We start from the raw sequence: 15,812 nt of genomic DNA, 5'->3' as shown, positions 1-15,812 counted from the left end.
AAACGACTGACGTTATTCATTGCTCTCATTCCGTTGATAAATAGACGAAAGTAATTAATACAATCAGAAGAAATAATGACCTATTTATCATCGGTATCTATGTGATCAACCTCTAGAAAGCTAACGCCCTGTTAAGGTGTGAGCAACGCAATACAAATGCCGCCGCATACCACCTAAAACACCAAAACCAACGCATAGTAAAAATGCCACGCGTTGCGAATCACTCTTAAATGCTTTGTTAGTTGCGTTTCTGATTTTTACTAACCCAACTATCATTCATTAAGCCACTTTTATGCGGCCAGGCTAATAATTGTGAGTAAATTTGATAATTTAGCACTTCGTCCATTTCACGAGCACCCTCGAAGTAAAACTCATCACTTTCAATCCGTTGGCAATACCTTAACAACTCTGCGTTTACCATTGAGATGACTTGCTTGGCATCATCTTGTTTGATCTTCCATGGAGTTGAGACTCGGCTTTCTACGTCGATTTTTCCTTTTAGTCGTTTCAAACCGACGTAAATCGAGTTTTGTTTTTTCTCTTCAAGTTTTCTAGTTTTGATTAGCTCAATGAAATTTGGAGAAAAGAACTGTGGGTCTCGTGCTACAAAGTTCCACTGCTTCTTAGGGTGCAGATATAATAATTTGAGCCACTCATGCTCACTTTCCGCATCAGGATAACCAGAGTTAGTTTCACTGCTCCATATATAATGGTCAATCCAGTTAGCTTTCGATAGTTCTTCAATCGCTAAGACAGATAACTGAAATGCAGATGGGAATGACCCATTGTCGTAAAGAAGCACTGAATCAAAGTGTAACCTCACAACATTTCTTAGTGACTCCGTCGCCAGTTTATTCAATTTGTACTTTGAAATGCCACTATTTTTCTTCATTTTATCCTCGTAGCAACTAACGCCCTGTTAAGGGGTGAGCGACGCAATACCGATGCCTCTGCATACCACCTTAACCACTAAAACCAACGCATAGTAAAAATGCCACGCGTTGCGAATCCCTCTTGAACAGTTTGTTAGTTTGCATTTCGCACAAATCGCACGATTTAATTAAATTGAACATTTCATGCGATACATTATAATCTAACTGTACACTCAATTGGGAACTGACCATGCATACATTAACAGCCAATGATGCCAAACGAAATTTCGGCGAACTACTTCTGAGCGCACAACGCGAGCCAGTAAAAATCAGCAAAAACAGTAAAGATACTGTCGTTGTCATGTCCATTCGTGACTTTGAAGAGCTAGAAGCTATGAAAGTTGAGTACCTCAAACACTGCTTTAAGTCAGCTAAAGAAGACTTGAACTATGGAAACACTGTTGATGGTGAAAGCTTTCTAAATTCGCTGTAACTCACTTATGCAAAAGAACAAATACAAGCTAAGTAACTTAGCACAATCTCACTTGCGCAAGGTCAAAAACTACACTGTTGAAAACTTTTCTGAATTACAGTGGCGCAACTATAAAGACACTTTGCTATCGGGGTTTCAGATGCTAGCTGATAATCCAGGTTTAGGAAGAAGTTGTGACGAGATATACCCAAATGGCTTTTATTTTCCGATTGGAAAACACACAGCTTATTTCACCAAAGAAGATGACTTTATCTTAGTCGTTGCTGTTTTAGGTCAATCACAGCTACCCCAGAATCATCTGAAATAACACGACTTTCACCCTAGAAATAATAACTGGGGTGAGAGTTTATCCATGCAAACTAACGCCCAGTTAAGGGGTGAAGCACGCAATGCCGAAGCTCCCGCATACCACCTTAATCACTAAAACCAACGCATAGTAAAAATGCCACGCGTGCCGAATCACTCTTGAACAATTTGTTATAACGCAATTTTTGACACATCTATAGATTTAAGCTCGTGTGCAACTGTATGTAAATGCGGTAGTTGATTAGTCAATGTTTTAATATGTTGATCAATAAACTGTTTATCTTTATCTGTTGAAAGCACTGCATCATACCACTCAACTACATAGTCGGCTTGCTCCCCAATTTCGCGTTGTTCTCGCATAGAAATTAAGCCGATAAGTTTTGAAAAGTGATCAAGTGTTTTTGCTGTATATGGACAACCTAAACTTGAAAAAGTAAGTTCACGCTTTGTTGTGTAAAGGAACAAGCTTCGTTCAAATGAAGACAGTTGATAATAAGTATCTAATATCTGACGTGCAGCCCCAGAGAACCGTTCCCTACTTTTCTGATTAAGTGAAATGGGAATTAGATAAAGTAGCCCATTGCTATTACTTACTGCTTTTGCTAACTCCATAAGTTGATCATGCATCTCGTTGGCATGCCGATCTCGTTTCCAACGCAGAAATGCTGTTACCGCAAACAATGTACCAAAGATAGTTGCGACATTCGCCAATGCACCTAACACTGCCAATAAATCAGTGCCTAAGAAAACTAAAGAGAATGCAGAGCCACTCAAAAATATGGCAACTACACATACCCACATAATGTAACGATCACTTTCAAAAAACTTGAACAACTCGCTTATCTCTCCATTGCGTTATAACGCCGCATTAAGGTGTGAGCGACGCTTGGCTATACTTGAGCGAAGCGAAACTGCCAAGCGTTGCGAATCACTCTTAAATGCTTTGTTATAAGAAATTAGCCACGTTTTTCTGATGTTTTATCATCTTCAGATTTCTTCGACCAATCCACACCAAAACCAGTACCGTTGTCTTGCTTTGAAGGTTCTGGGCGTTGTTCTTGTTGCTTGTTGTCATTTGCCATTTGTACTTTCCAATTAGAGTTGAGATACCATGATAAAGAATAGAGCAATTAGTGTAATTCCTGCCCCATATGAAATATTTTTATATGCTTTTTCAACATACTTTTCCTTGAGTAGCATTACATTTTTGTGTACTTCGAGTAGTTGTTGATAAGAGATAATTATCGTTCTGATATTTTCTTCCTCGAAGGTACAAAGCTGTGAGGAAACATTTTGGTCAAGCCTCAAAGTAGGAAAGTCAGATATTTTTATCGACTTAAACAAATAGTGCCATGCAAGGGATAAGTTAAGGATAATCAAAAACAATAAAAAAACTATCAGACATTGCAGGCTTGTTACTGGAGGGAAAAACTTTTCAAAACCCCATCCGATTACACTCACTAGAACCCCAAGGACAACCGATATTAAGCCAAGAAATTTATTAGCTTTACTATCTAATGAATCAAAGCGTTTTAGCTCTTGATCAAGTGCCATCTTCGCGTAATTGTAAGCTAGCTCTGTTGAAACTGAATCACCCACGAAATTATCCTATTTCTTATAACGCCTTGTTAAGGGGTGAGCAACGCAATACTGATGCCGCCGCATAACGCCTTAATCACTAAAATCAACGCATAGTGAAAATGCCACGCGTTGCGAATCCCTCTTGAACAATTTGTTATACGATTTCTCACAACGAGCGCTGAAACTGACCATTTTGGGCTTTGAAACCTAATTTTTCAAACAGAGCTTTAGACCGAAAGTTACCTTTATCAATGTCTGCATACAATATTTCAATACCCAAAGATTTTGCGTGAGAAAATAACAAACTGAGGGCTTCCGACATATAGCCTTGTCGCCAATATGATGAATTAAGTAAGCATCCAACCTCACATGAATGACCACAATCACTAAAACTATGTAAACCACAAGTTCCGATAACTTTGTTGGTCGATTGCTCTAAAACTGCCCATTCCAACGATTCACCCAACTTTTCTAATTGGACGACGCTTTCCAACATCTGAAATATCGTATCTTTCGATGGAAAAACCGGATCTGAGGCAAATTCTATTGTTTGAATATCACCATAAATTTCAAACAAGTCATCAGAATCATCCATTTGAATTGACCTCAAAACAACCCTACTTCCGTGTAAATCAGGCTTCATTTTTCTCCTTAATCGTATAACGCCCTGTTAAGGTGTGAGCAACGCAATACCGATGCTACCGCATACCACCTTAAACACTAAAACCAACGCATAGTAAAAATGCCACGCGTTGCGAATCACTCTTAAACAGTTTGTTAGCAATTTTTTTCGATAGACAGCAGCTCAAACCACTTGTTCAGTGACTCATTATTTGAGTCAAACACTGCTATATTTATCCCCTCTGGATTCTTCACGCTTCGGTAACGCAACCCCAAAATAGGTTGGTCATCTTTTGTTTTGAATCTAAATCTAAAATATTCAGATATGATTTGGGTTGGCACATATTCAACATGCTCTCGACCATCTTTTGATACTGGCAAAGTTAACTCTTTCACAAACGCGCGGAGGAACGATAAATTCTGCCTAGCATCATACTTTTCAGGTTCAAAAACACTTGGTGTTTTTGGTAGATCGACAAAATCGATTACCTTGATGTCCTTCAGCAATTTAAACTTTGCGATTGACCATTCTGTTGCGTCTGTAATAACTTCTTTTTCAGCGGTCTCCTGATCATAGGCGACATAAAAATATGAAATACCGGCTGGATTCATCCGACCAGCGCTAGCTTTTCCTTCAGGGGGTACGCCAATATCAGAAAAGTCCGTAAACTCTTCATCTTGTTGGTTCACTCTAACGCGATAGAATTCGGTTTCAGCAGGAATCGTAGTAACAAGTTCTTCTGTATTACAAAGAGCTCCGAGAGCATCAAGCATACTTGAAATTGGAATGTAATCAGGTCTACCGGAGGAAAATTCATCTTCTGGTTCAGACAAAAATAAATACCGTGTCTTATATAACACTTGGTCCTTAAATGCCGACCAACCATATGATAATGCAGATGAGGGACTATCAACAGACCAGTCATTTTTGACATGTTCAACCAGATAAAGGCTTGCATCAGAGCTGTCAATCAAGTCCTCACAAAGCTCACCACTCCAGCCTGGATCAAATTCTCCCATAACATCCCATATATTGGTTTCTGACATTAACCACTCTTTTTCAACCCATGGCATGTCCACATCTTGTGCATCTGCGTAATATTGGAATATTGATTCATACACGCGCTCCATGATCAAATCATATGGAGCAGCAATTAATTCACCTTCTTCATTTTCTTCACCGCAATAGGAACATGAATTTGAGCTTAAATTAGCCGTGACTATACTAGCCAACGATTCATCTACAACACAGTCAGCACATACATTTTTGTCAAGCCCACTGAGTTGTGGTGACTCCCACATTGAAATCATTAATTCTGAATGGTATCCCACATTTTCCTCCTGATTGCTAACGCCCTGTTAAGGTGTGAGCAACGCAATACAAATGCCGCCGCATACCACCTAAAACACCAAAACCAACGCATAGTAAAAATGCCACGCGTTGCGAATCACTCTTAAATGCTTTGTTAGTTGCGTTTCTGATTTTTACTAACCCAACTATCATTCATTAAGCCACTTTTATGCGGCCAGGCTAATAATTGTGAGTAAATTTGATAATTTAGCACTTCGTCCATTTCACGAGCACCCTCGAAGTAAAACTCATCACTTTCAATCCGTTGGCAATACCTTAACAACTCTGCGTTTACCATTGAGATGACTTGCTTGGCATCATCTTGTTTGATCTTCCATGGAGTTGAGACTCGGCTTTCTACGTCGATTTTTCCTTTTAGTCGTTTCAAACCGACGTAAATCGAGTTTTGTTTTTTCTCTTCAAGTTTTCTAGTTTTGATTAGCTCAATGAAATTTGGAGAAAAGAACTGTGGGTCTCGTGCTACAAAGTTCCACTGCTTCTTAGGGTGCAGATATAATAATTTGAGCCACTCATGCTCACTTTCCGCATCAGGATAACCAGAGTTAGTTTCACTGCTCCATATATAATGGTCAATCCAGTTAGCTTTCGATAGTTCTTCAATCGCTAAGACAGATAACTGAAATGCAGATGGGAATGACCCATTGTCGTAAAGAAGCACTGAATCAAAGTGTAACCTCACAACATTTCTTAGTGACTCCGTCGCCAGTTTATTCAATTTGTACTTTGAAATGCCACTATTTTTCTTCATTTTATCCTCGTAGCAACTAACGCTTTCTATACGGGTTTTAGCTGTCTTTCATACTCATATCATGCAATCTTTCCAATTACAGTTCAATTGGTAATCAATAGGTTAATGAAAGGCGCTGGGTATTAGATTGCAAAATGACGGATAGCTATATAGGTAAGGAAAACTCTTATCTAAATGAAGTTAATTAGCGCCAGTGCTAACCAACAATAGAGCATAAATGTTTTGGAAAAGGCAGTGTATCGACATGATCGCTGCCTTTTTGGTGTGATATTTTAATCGTTATGAGTCCTTATTACTTAGTAACGAAACTTTATTCTACTCACACCATTGGTAACTCAAGAAACTCTGCAAGCTCTTGGGCCATCTTGCTATCAATCAAGTCGTTCCAGTAAGTCAGCTCGTTATACTCCATAGAAAAGCGATGCAGTTCGCCAAAATGACTTCTTACCTCAAAGTTAACCATAGCTTCCTCTGGAATGGTGATCGTGCCATTGCCGTACAGATTAAATAGCCAAGCTTGCGTCATAGAGTTTGGCTTAGCCAGTAGGGCAGTTTGACCACCAACAAAGAACAACGTGATGCGCTCGATACCAGATTCTTTTGCCTGTTCGTCGGCTTCCTTGGCGGCTGCTCTCGCCTTAACCAGTTCAAAATCTTCAAAGGTTTTCTCTAGCTTTTCCGGGCTCATTCTCTTCATGGTAGTTAGGATGCGGTCTAAGTCGATGCCTTTATTCATGATGTGTCCTTGCTGGTGGTGTTCTGCTAAATAAACATATGCTTTGGTACGCCGAAACGTTCCGATAGCGCTTTAATGTGTCCAACGGTTAGTTGGCGTTTACCGCTTAGGATTAGCGATACTAGCGACTTGCCACCAATCTCAGGTAAATCACTTAGAGTTAGACGGTATTGGTCGATGAGAACGCGAAGAGTGGCGATACCAGTATCTAGGCTATCAATGTGCGCGTTAAACTCTTGGAAGTGTTCTGATTCTTCCTCGTAGCGTTCAAGTACAGGGAATAGCAAGTCAATCAAGACATGGTTTTCCTCGTAGTCTTCTACTAGCGTATCCATGAGTTCCATAAGCTCTAGATATTGCTCATGGTCACGGATGCCTTGTAACCAAGGCATCGCTGTGTGAATTTCATTTGATAGGGTTTTTAGAGCTTGAATGTTCATGCTTACCCCCTTTTTGTTGGTCTGCTATCTTGTCGTATTCTGCGTGGGTAACGATGTATTTAACGAAGCATTTCCCACCTGTAAATTCGATAAAGGCGATTAACCTTAATGAACCGCCGCCAATGTCGATGACATACCACTTGTCTACGTATTTAAAGTTATCCAATGACGGAAAAAGTTGTTTGAGTTGTTCTGGTCTTTTTGCTTTTGTTGCTTTTAGCGTTTTGAAAGTTGAGTCTAGTGCCTCGGCACATTGCGGATATAGTCGCTTTGCCGTTTCAAAAGGCTCTCGTTTAATTATGTGCATTTCCTAACTCTTGTTTACATCATGTAAACACTATAGGACACTCACACCAAGTTTACAATATGTAAACAAAAAGACCTGATTAATTGAGCCTTTATGGAGTGAGCAGTCCGAAATGCTTGTTATATGCTTGTGTGTGCGCCTATAATTTATGCGCACACACAATACGCACAGGTTACTATTATGAGAAATGCATATAGTACGCAAGCACCAAAGAAAGCTACAAACTTAAGCTTAAACAGTGAGTTACTTGCGGAGGCTAAACGGTTAAATATAAACCTTTCGGCAACAATGGAAAAGGCACTTGAAAAAGAAGTACGTCAACGCCTTAAGGCTGAATGGTTAAAGCAAAATGCTGAGGGCATTAATGCTTGTAACGAGCTAACTGAAAATCATGGACTATTTTCTGATTCTTACCGAGTATTCTAATGTCACAATTCTCGCTATACAAAAACAACGATAAAAACACAGCAACCGCATACCCATACTTTGTTGACGTTCAAAGTGGATTGCTGGATACATTGAACACTCGGTTAGTTATTCCGTTGACGCCTACTGAGTTGTTAGAGAAAAAAGCACCTAGTCATCTATGTCCCGTAATCCATATTGATGAAGGTGACTTCGTAATTCTGACGCATCAAATGGCAAGTGTACCAACCAAAATTCTAAGAGAGCCTGTAAGCAATCTAAGCACTTTTAGAGACGAGATCATCTCTGCTATCGATTTTCTTATTACGGGCATATAACGCCGCGCTAAGTGGTGAGCCACGCAACCACGACACTTAACTTGGACGCAGTAAACACTAAACTTGATCCAAACTAAAAATGCCAAGCGTTGGGAATCACTCTTAAATGCTTTGTTAAAACGCAGTTTTACACATCATATTCCGACAGCATTTGACGACAATTACGAACTGTTAGTACGCGGATTTCATGACTTAAGCTGTGGATAATACGATAGTGACCAAAGATAATTTCACGATAATTCGTATGAGACATTTCAGGAACAAAGCGCCCCACTTCAGGCATACTGCCAAGTAGTTCACTTTTATCAAAACTTCGTTGACCCACTTTTCTGCTGCAGATGGGTTATCCAAAGAAATGAACTCCGCTGTATCGCCTAACTTTTGAAGCGCTAATGGAGACCAAATTACTTTCATTTTTTAATGCGCCCCAAAACTTGAGCACGCGCATCATCTTTGGAAACGCCAAGACCTGAAGCTAACTGAGCTTCCGCTGTACACATTTCTTCCAGCAATTCGATTTTCTTCTTGCATTGCTTCATACTCTGCAACATCAAGAACAACAGCAACACCTTTGCCACGTTGTGTAATTACCAATGGACGGCGAGTCTCATTGATTTGTTTGATGTAAGAAGCTACACCTGCGCGAAACTCAGACAACGGTTGAATGTCTTGATCGAAATGAATACGACTCATACTGAACTCCATCTGGTACAAAATAATGTACAAATAGTAGTTCAACTAACCGTTATGAGAAAGAAGTCGATTCTGCGTTATAACACCCTTAGATACCTCATCAACCTTCAAGGCAATAACATGAAGTAGTAGATAAATAAAACTTAACTAACTTTACCCATTCACTAACGTAATGAAATTCAGGCACAATCTTATAAGCATTATTGAGATTTCTCTACGAAGAAAAAGGTAACACGCTTCAAATTTAAACATGAAGAGGGTTTGTTATTTAAGGTTAAGCAATCAGTTCTTGTGCTTCCACAGAGGCTTCCGACTCTGCTTGCGAAGCTGCCTTACCTTTCAGTTCCATCATGAGTTGTTTAACCAAAATTCCGTAGATAAACATCATCGGTAGTCCCGCGACCACGCACAAGGATTTAATGGTATTGATACCACCACCCGTGAGGAATACGCTAAAGCTGATAAGTGCGATCGCCCCTGCCCACATCAATTTGACCTTGTTATCTGGGTCTCCGTTTAGGGACAGCTGATTCGTCGTCAGCATCGAGGTGGCCACGCTAGCGCTCGACATCGTAGTCAACATCAAGAAGAACTGAATCACCAAAAAGACCGCAAGAACCACATTGTTCGCTGGCAAGGTTTTGATCAACGAGACGACGGCAAACGTCAATCCACCATTGCTCATCCACTCTTGAACGGGATAACCACCTAATAACTGCGCCCAAACCGCATAGCCCCCAAAGATTGAGATAAAGAATGCGCATCCCAGAGCGCCCATAGAGATGGTATACAAGATGACTTCACGGATAGTGCGGCCTCTCGATATGCGCGTAATAAACAACCCCATCATGATTAGGTACGCGTAGTACCAGAACCAATAATATTGAGTCCATGCTTGAGGGAAACCACTCTTTTGCACCGGGTCTGTCCAAAGAGACATGCGGAAGAAACTATCGAGCATGACACCGAGTGAATCCGTCACGTTGTTCAGCACAAATTGTGCATTTGATGAAAACAGCACAAATAAGGCAAAGATAATCGCAGTGATGACCGTGTAATCGGATACATTACTGATGCCTTTGTTGAAGCCCACCAGCGTCACTGCGAATAAAACCAATACGAACAAGAAAATGATGCAGCCTTGAAGCAACAAATTATTATCTATCCCAAATAACTCTGCTGCTCCTGTACTAAGCAGAGTAACGGTTAACGCTAATGAACTAGCAAAGGCCGCGAGTGTTCCGAAGATGGCCAAAAGGTCGACGCATTTGCCCACGATTGGATTCTTACCCAATACGGGTTCACACAGTGTGGAGAGCTTCAATGTACGGCGTTTTTGTACATAGAAAGCGTAAGCAAAAGGAATCGCAGGGAAACAGTAGATCGCCCACCCTGTAATTCCCCAGTGGAACATTGAATAAGTGACTGACCACGCCGCTGCAGTGTAGCTGTTCGCTTCGGCAAATAGCGGTGGAGATTGCAGGTAGTACATCGGTTCTCCAATCCCCCAATAAATGAGCGATGCACCAACACCAGCCGTAAAGATCATACCGCCAAAAGAGAAGTTCGAATACTCAGGCTTTCCTTCCCCTAATCGAATGTCACCGTACTTGGAAAACGCTAACCACAGTAGAAAGCCAACAAGAGTAAGACTGCAGATTTGCACCAACCAGCCAAACCAATCAGTCACAAACGTCATTGCGTTGTTCGCCATAGCTTGAGACTGCTCAGGGAACATCGAAGAGACAAGTAAAATGAGCAGGACAGTGCCAATCGCAGGAATGGTGAGTCCGAGATTAAGATTCTTCAAGGCTGTCTCTCCATGCTGTGAGTTCTTCAATATGACTAGGCTCAATGCCACAACAGCCACCAATGATACTCGCCCCTAAACGATACCACTTTTTAGCGTATTCTAGATATTCTGTTGGAGAGAAGTTTCTAAGCCCTTGGTATGACTCATTCGCTTGGTGATTCGCTTTAATTGGTGCAAAGCTGTTTGCGTAGACACCAATAGTTAACGTTTTCCCTGTTCGTCTCAGCACTTGATTCACATCTTTGATCGCTTGTTCAATCACTTCAGGAATTGAGCAATTGAAAAAAATACCGGTCGCATTAGTATCAAGAAGCGCCTCAACGGCGTCAGTGACAAGCTCACCAGAGCGCAGATGCGAGACTTCGCTGACTTCATCTTCTAACGTGAACGAGATGTAAACTGGCTTGTCGCTTTTAGACAGAACTTTGCTGATCACTCGCGCTTCACCAAGGCTTGCAACGGTTTCCGCCAACCAAATGTCTACATGTGGCTCTTGCGCTTCAAATAGAGTCACATTGATGTCGTAAGCACGCTTTTCTTCAAATAAATCAGGTCTATAAGAACCAAAGGCAGGAGGTATCGCTCCGGCAACAAGCACTTCTTTTTGTGACACGGTCACGACATCACGAGCAATTTTCGCGGCTTTCTCTGCCAGCTCGCGTCCCTGCTCGGCATACAAATCTTCACCTAGATGAAACGGAACACAGGCATAGCTGTTGACGGTAATGATTTGTGCTCCTGCATCAATAAAACCCTGATGCGCTTGCGTAACATGTTGTGGGGATTCGATAAGTGCTTGGGCACTCCAGTGAGGTTGAGAAAACGGTGCGCCTATGCGTTTTAGCTCGCGCCCCATGCCCCCATCCAATATTGTAAGATTCATCATTTAGACTTCCATACTGCTAAAATCCATATGGCAATTCAATCACAATATGATGTAAGTGAAAGTTATATTTTCTCACTCTTAATATGAAGAAAATTCATATGAGTAGAAGAATTGCTGTGCAGATGTCTTAATGACAAAGACTACGTATGAGTTTCCGCCATCAGCACAACGCACCACTCTGTAATGAGTTGGGAAAGGAAATAAGTAGACGCAGTCCTATTTAGTTCATAGGGCAAGAAAATAAGCCGTGAGTTTAACCGCCATAAAAGAGTCCATCACCAAGGATAAAACCAAGCGGTTACATCGCTCCTGTGTCAATACCGCAACAGCCTTCAGTCCTGGTCACAAAGGCGTTAAGATCAAGTCTTATTGTTGTTATGCTAAAAGATAACTCGAGATGCCATAAGACTTATACATTGGTACACCTTCGGCTATGAGATACTTTTATAATTTTATGTTATTAAATATCCTTATATGGCTATCTTCAAAATCTGGTCAAGAGATATCCATTAGGATTGATTATTTTTATGGATATTAAAGCCTTGAGAGCATCAAAGTATACGAGCCTAAAGCTCAGAAAAAAGGCCTCTAGGAGCACCTGAGGCCATTTGAAAATGTAAGGTTAAGAAACAACAGAGTAAAAATAAAAACGACTAACTAAAAAATCAGCTAAGTCCAATTTCAGTTACTTGACTCGTCTCCTTTCTGCTATGTCAGCATATTCCATATGCTTTTGAGCGAGCATACAAATAAGATGAACAGCCCTGTAGCTTATTTTCCTTTAAGGACTCCAGCGCCATCGGTTGCTCTACAGACGTATATATCCTCCTTAAGGCCAGTTGCAGATTCGTATTTATTTTTAACGGCGAGTTTTAGATTTTCGACTAAATGCATAGGAACCAGAGCAACAACACAACCACCAAAACCACCGCCAGTCATTCGCACACCACCTTGGTCACCAATCGTATCTTTCACAATTTCAACTAAAGTATCGATTTCTTTAACTGTGATTTCAAAGTCATCACGCATTGACGCATGTGACTCCGCCATGAGTTCGCCCATACGCTTTATGTCGTGCGCACGAAGTGCTTGCGCCGCTTTAACAGTGCGGTCATTTTCTGTGATCACGTGGCGAGCTCGCTTCGCAACCATGTCATCCAGCTCAGACACTTTTTCGTCAAACTGCTCAATGGTAACATCACGTAACGCTGCCACACCAAAGGTGCGTGCCGCTTCTTCACACTGCTTACGGCGCGTGTTGTATTCGCTGTCTACCAAGCCACGTTTTTTGTTCGAGTTGATTATCACAACCGCGATGTCCTCTGGCATCGGGACCGCCTCGGTTTCTAAACTACGACAATCCAATAATATGGCGTGGTTTTCACGACCTTCTGCCGAAATCATTTGGTCCATGATACCGCAGTTACAGCCAACGAATTCGTTCTCTGCTTGCTGACCATTTAGGGCTATTTCTGCTTGGCTGATTTCCAGATTAAACAGTACTTTAAACGTTTGCCCTATCACCACTTCCAATGCAGCCGATGAGCTTAAACCTGCTCCTTGCGGAACATTACCACTAACCGCAATATCCGCTCCAGTAAATTGGTAACCGCGAGAAAGAAGACTTTTGACTACCCCGCGAATATAGTTCGCCCACATTTGGTTAGATTGGAATACAATCTCTTGACTGATATCGAACTCATCAATTGCATTACCATAATCCACGGATACCACACGTACTAGAGTGTCTTCACGTTTCGCAGCAGCGACTATCGTTTGGTAATTGATTGCGCATGGCAGCACAAAACCATCGTTGTAGTCAGTATGCTCACCAATGAGGTTTACACGGCCAGGAGCTTGAATAATATGGCTCGGTGCATAGCCCAGCAATTCTTCAAAAGAGCTTTCAACATTTTGGATTAAATCAGACATAGGTGGCGTTCTCTTAAGATATAAATTTGGTGTTGGGGAAGTACTTTGAGCCTCATGTTTCATCGCAAGGTGGTACTCCCCATTTTGTTCGCTATCAATAGTTCTCGAGAGTTTATGACTCTTTATAATGCACATCACTTAAATCGCGTAAACGTTGTGCAGCCTGCTCCGCTGTTAGGTCTCGTTGATTTTCTGCGAGCATTTCATAACCCACCATGAACTTGCGAACCGTGGCACTACGAAGTAATGGTGGGTAGAACAGCGCATGTAATTGCCAATGGTTGATATCGGTGCCTTCTTCAAAGAATGGTGCATAGTGCCAACCCATCGAGTAAGGAAAAGAACATTGGAATAAATTGTCGTAGCGACTCGTCAGCTTTTTGATAGCAACTGCAAGGTCATCACGTTGTTCATCGGTTAGCTCACTCATGCGGCGTATGTGTACTTTCGGAAGAAGCATGGTTTCGAACGGCCATGCAGCCCAGTACGGTACAACGGCAATCCAATATTCAGTTTCAACCACTGTACGTGAACCGTCTTTAAGTTCAGCTTGCACGTAGTCCACCAGCAAGTTGCTGCCATGTTCTTGGTAATACGCTTTTAAGTTGCGCTCTTTGCGCTCAATTTCGTTTGGTAAGAAGCTGTTCGCCCAGATTTGACCGTGTGGGTGAGGCTGAGAACAACCCATGGTTTCGCCTTTATTTTCGAATGCTTGAACCCAAATGTAGTCTTTGCCTAACTCTTCGATTTGATCATTCCATGTATCAATCACGCCGCGAATTTTATCAACTGGCAATTCCGGTAAGGTTTTGCTGTGATCAGGCGAGAAACAGATGACGCGGCTCAAACCACGCACACCCTGAGATTTGAATAGCGGATTATCTGACTTAGGTGCATCTGGTGAGTCCACCACCAATGCTGCAAAATCATTTTGGAATACGTATGTACCTTGGTAATCTGGGTTAACATCCCCTGAAATACGCGCATTAGTTGGACAAAGGAAGCACTTCTCATCGTAGCTTGGTTGTTCGTTAATCTCTGGTTTCTCATCAGCCCCACTCCAAGGACGTTTAGCACGATGAGGAGAGACCAAAACCCACTGCCCGGTTAATGGATTGTAACGGCGATGTGGGTGATCTATTGGATTGAATTCAACATTTGACATATTACTTGCTCATCTTTTTTAGTCTGTCTTCGATTTGGCACACACCAAACTCATCAATTTGTTTAAAAGAAGTTTCGAGTACATTAATACCCGTCAGGATTACTCGATTGCCAATTCCACGTATCTGCCGTCATTTCAGCAATGCTGCGGGTAGCTTTCCAACCGAGCTCTCTTTGTGCTTTTTCCGTACTGGCCCAACATTCTGCAATGTCTCCAGGGCGACGAGGACAAAGCTCGTAAGGGATTGGATGACCACATGCCGTTGAGAACGCTTCGACCATTTCAAGTACGCTCGAACCTTTGCCCGTGCCTAAGTTGTACACGTGCAAGCCGGCCTTTTCGCCGACCGATTTCAGGGCTGCGATATGGCCGTCAGCCAAATCCATTACGTGGATGTAGTCACGAACACCAGTGCCATCCGGTGTGGAGTAGTCGCTACCGAATACCGACAATTTTTCTCGACGACCAACCGCGACTTGAGCGATGAACGGCATTAAATTGTTTGGGATCCCCTGTGGATCTTCGCCCATGGTGCCCGACGGGTGTGCACCAACGGGGTTGAAGTAACGTAACAAAGTCACACTCCAATCCTGTTCAGCTTGAAACAGGTCACTCAAACACTCTTCCACCATGTATTTACTGCGACCATAAGGGTTAGTGGTTGCACCTGTTGGTGACTCTTCCGTAATAGGCACAACCTTAGGATCACCATAAACCGTTGCAGATGAGCTAAATACAATGCTTTTTACACCCGCTTTGCGCATACTGTGCACCAACACCAATGAACCATTAACGTTATTATCGTAATACTCCAATGGTTTTATAACGGATTCGCCAACGGCTTTTAGACCTGCAAAATGAATCACAGCTTGAATATCATGTTTATTAAATACTGAGTCTAAAAAGTCTTCATCTCGAATGTCGCCTTGATAGAAAGCTGGTTGCTGCCCTGTTAGTGCCTCTATACGATTTAATACCTCTATTTTGGAATTACATAGGTTGTCTACGATGATTGGTTCCATACCAGCTTTGATCATCTGCACACATGTGTGACTACCGATATACCCCATTCCGCCTGTGACAAGAACTGCCATAAATACTTTT

The 15,812-nt window shown here is 41.8% G+C and carries 19 protein-coding genes and 2 pseudogenes; 4 read left to right on the top strand and 17 right to left on the bottom strand.

Annotated elements, in window-relative coordinates; genetic code table 11:
• Positions 1-238: 238 nt before the first annotated feature.
• Entirely contained in the window at positions 239-892 is a 654-nt protein-coding gene (locus L3V37_RS18295) for an AbiV family abortive infection protein (RefSeq protein WP_213892753.1), read from the bottom strand.
• Positions 893-1,122: 230 nt separating this feature from the next.
• On the opposite strand from L3V37_RS18295, the gene L3V37_RS18285 reads away from it, so the two are divergent.
• Together L3V37_RS18285 and L3V37_RS18280 are read left to right on the top strand one after the other, a co-directional pair.
• Positions 1,123-1,365, top strand: a complete 243-nt coding sequence (locus tag L3V37_RS18285; protein ID WP_213892749.1) for a type II toxin-antitoxin system Phd/YefM family antitoxin — start codon at positions 1,123-1,125, stop codon at positions 1,363-1,365.
• Positions 1,366-1,372: 7 nt separating this feature from the next.
• Positions 1,373-1,672 carry a type II toxin-antitoxin system RelE/ParE family toxin gene (locus L3V37_RS18280; protein WP_015296889.1) on the top strand — a complete coding sequence of 100 codons (300 nt, stop codon included), beginning with the start codon at positions 1,373-1,375 and terminating at the stop codon, positions 1,670-1,672.
• A 170-nt stretch (positions 1,673-1,842) separates the two neighbouring features.
• On the opposite strand, the gene L3V37_RS18270 is transcribed toward L3V37_RS18280, so the two are convergent.
• The 9 genes from L3V37_RS18270 to L3V37_RS18225 all read right to left on the bottom strand — a co-directional run bounded on the left by L3V37_RS18270 (position 1,843) and on the right by L3V37_RS18225 (position 7,476).
• Positions 1,843-2,505, bottom strand: a complete 663-nt coding sequence (locus tag L3V37_RS18270) for a hypothetical protein (RefSeq protein ID WP_104034889.1) — start codon at positions 2,503-2,505, stop codon at positions 1,843-1,845.
• A gap of 122 nt (positions 2,506-2,627) precedes the next feature.
• Positions 2,628-2,753: a hypothetical protein gene (locus tag L3V37_RS24205; RefSeq protein WP_257969135.1), complete on the bottom strand. Its 126-nt coding sequence runs from the start codon at positions 2,751-2,753 to the stop codon at positions 2,628-2,630.
• Between the two features lie 13 nt (positions 2,754-2,766).
• Positions 2,767-3,270: a hypothetical protein gene (locus L3V37_RS18265; RefSeq protein WP_146441433.1), complete on the bottom strand. Its 504-nt coding sequence runs from the start codon at positions 3,268-3,270 to the stop codon at positions 2,767-2,769.
• A 148-nt stretch (positions 3,271-3,418) separates the two neighbouring features.
• The gene (locus tag L3V37_RS18255; RefSeq protein ID WP_213892837.1) at positions 3,419-3,895 is read right to left on the bottom strand and encodes a GNAT family N-acetyltransferase; all 477 of its coding nucleotides are present in this window, start codon (positions 3,893-3,895) and stop codon (positions 3,419-3,421) included.
• A 134-nt stretch (positions 3,896-4,029) separates the two neighbouring features.
• On the bottom strand, positions 4,030-5,205 hold the full coding sequence (locus L3V37_RS18245; protein WP_225466629.1) for a HEPN-associated N-terminal domain-containing protein: 1,176 nt from the start codon (positions 5,203-5,205) through the stop codon (positions 4,030-4,032).
• Between the two features lie 134 nt (positions 5,206-5,339).
• Positions 5,340-5,993: an AbiV family abortive infection protein gene (locus L3V37_RS18240; protein WP_213892753.1), complete on the bottom strand. Its 654-nt coding sequence runs from the start codon at positions 5,991-5,993 to the stop codon at positions 5,340-5,342.
• A gap of 319 nt (positions 5,994-6,312) precedes the next feature.
• Positions 6,313-6,729: a hypothetical protein gene (locus L3V37_RS18235; protein WP_054579164.1), complete on the bottom strand. Its 417-nt coding sequence runs from the start codon at positions 6,727-6,729 to the stop codon at positions 6,313-6,315.
• 26 nt (positions 6,730-6,755) lie between these two features.
• Positions 6,756-7,169, bottom strand: a complete 414-nt coding sequence (locus L3V37_RS18230; protein WP_025998577.1) for a type II toxin-antitoxin system HigA family antitoxin — start codon at positions 7,167-7,169, stop codon at positions 6,756-6,758.
• Positions 7,135-7,476 (bottom strand): type II toxin-antitoxin system HigB family toxin, encoded by a 342-nt coding sequence (locus L3V37_RS18225; protein ID WP_213892697.1) that lies wholly within the window; start codon positions 7,474-7,476, stop codon positions 7,135-7,137. The genes L3V37_RS18230 and L3V37_RS18225 overlap by 35 nt, the downstream gene beginning before the upstream one ends.
• A 180-nt stretch (positions 7,477-7,656) precedes the next feature.
• On the opposite strand from L3V37_RS18225, the gene L3V37_RS18220 reads away from it, so the two are divergent.
• A complete protein-coding gene (locus L3V37_RS18220; protein WP_025998575.1) occupies positions 7,657-7,902 on the top strand; it encodes a type II toxin-antitoxin system CcdA family antitoxin in 246 nt (81 codons plus the stop codon).
• Positions 7,902-8,219 carry a CcdB family protein gene (locus L3V37_RS18215; protein WP_017634137.1) on the top strand — a complete coding sequence of 106 codons (318 nt, stop codon included), beginning with the start codon at positions 7,902-7,904 and terminating at the stop codon, positions 8,217-8,219. The genes L3V37_RS18220 and L3V37_RS18215 overlap by 1 nt, the downstream gene beginning before the upstream one ends.
• A gap of 127 nt (positions 8,220-8,346) precedes the next feature.
• On the opposite strand, the pseudogene L3V37_RS18210 reads toward L3V37_RS18215, so the two are convergent.
• The 7 genes and pseudogenes from L3V37_RS18210 to galE all read right to left on the bottom strand — a co-directional run bounded on the left by L3V37_RS18210 (position 8,347) and on the right by galE (position 15,802).
• Positions 8,347-8,633, bottom strand: a pseudogene (locus L3V37_RS18210) (type II toxin-antitoxin system RelE/ParE family toxin).
• Positions 8,630-8,912: pseudogene (locus tag L3V37_RS18205) on the bottom strand (type II toxin-antitoxin system Phd/YefM family antitoxin). Before L3V37_RS18205 ends, L3V37_RS18210 begins: the two co-directional pseudogenes overlap by 4 nt.
• Before the next feature lie 274 nt (positions 8,913-9,186).
• On the bottom strand, positions 9,187-10,722 hold the full coding sequence (locus L3V37_RS18200; RefSeq protein ID WP_017634138.1) for a BCCT family transporter: 1,536 nt from the start codon (positions 10,720-10,722) through the stop codon (positions 9,187-9,189).
• Positions 10,709-11,611, bottom strand: a complete 903-nt coding sequence (locus L3V37_RS18195; RefSeq protein WP_053307308.1) for a homocysteine S-methyltransferase family protein — start codon at positions 11,609-11,611, stop codon at positions 10,709-10,711. Before L3V37_RS18195 ends, L3V37_RS18200 begins: the two co-directional genes overlap by 14 nt.
• 771 nt (positions 11,612-12,382) lie before the next feature.
• A complete protein-coding gene (gene galK / locus L3V37_RS18190) occupies positions 12,383-13,543 on the bottom strand; it encodes a galactokinase (RefSeq protein WP_017634140.1) in 1,161 nt (386 codons plus the stop codon).
• 112 nt (positions 13,544-13,655) lie between these two features.
• The gene (locus L3V37_RS18185) at positions 13,656-14,708 is read right to left on the bottom strand and encodes a UDP-glucose--hexose-1-phosphate uridylyltransferase (RefSeq protein ID WP_017634141.1); all 1,053 of its coding nucleotides are present in this window, start codon (positions 14,706-14,708) and stop codon (positions 13,656-13,658) included.
• Between the two features lie 83 nt (positions 14,709-14,791).
• The gene (gene galE / locus L3V37_RS18180; protein ID WP_053307373.1) at positions 14,792-15,802 is read right to left on the bottom strand and encodes a UDP-glucose 4-epimerase GalE; all 1,011 of its coding nucleotides are present in this window, start codon (positions 15,800-15,802) and stop codon (positions 14,792-14,794) included.
• Positions 15,803-15,812 lie beyond the last annotated feature (10 nt).

It is taken from the genome of Vibrio sp. D54 (assembly GCF_021728075.1).
Lineage (GTDB): Bacteria > Pseudomonadota > Gammaproteobacteria > Enterobacterales > Vibrionaceae > Vibrio > Vibrio alginolyticus.
This window is presented reverse-complemented; position numbering and strand designations above follow the sequence as displayed.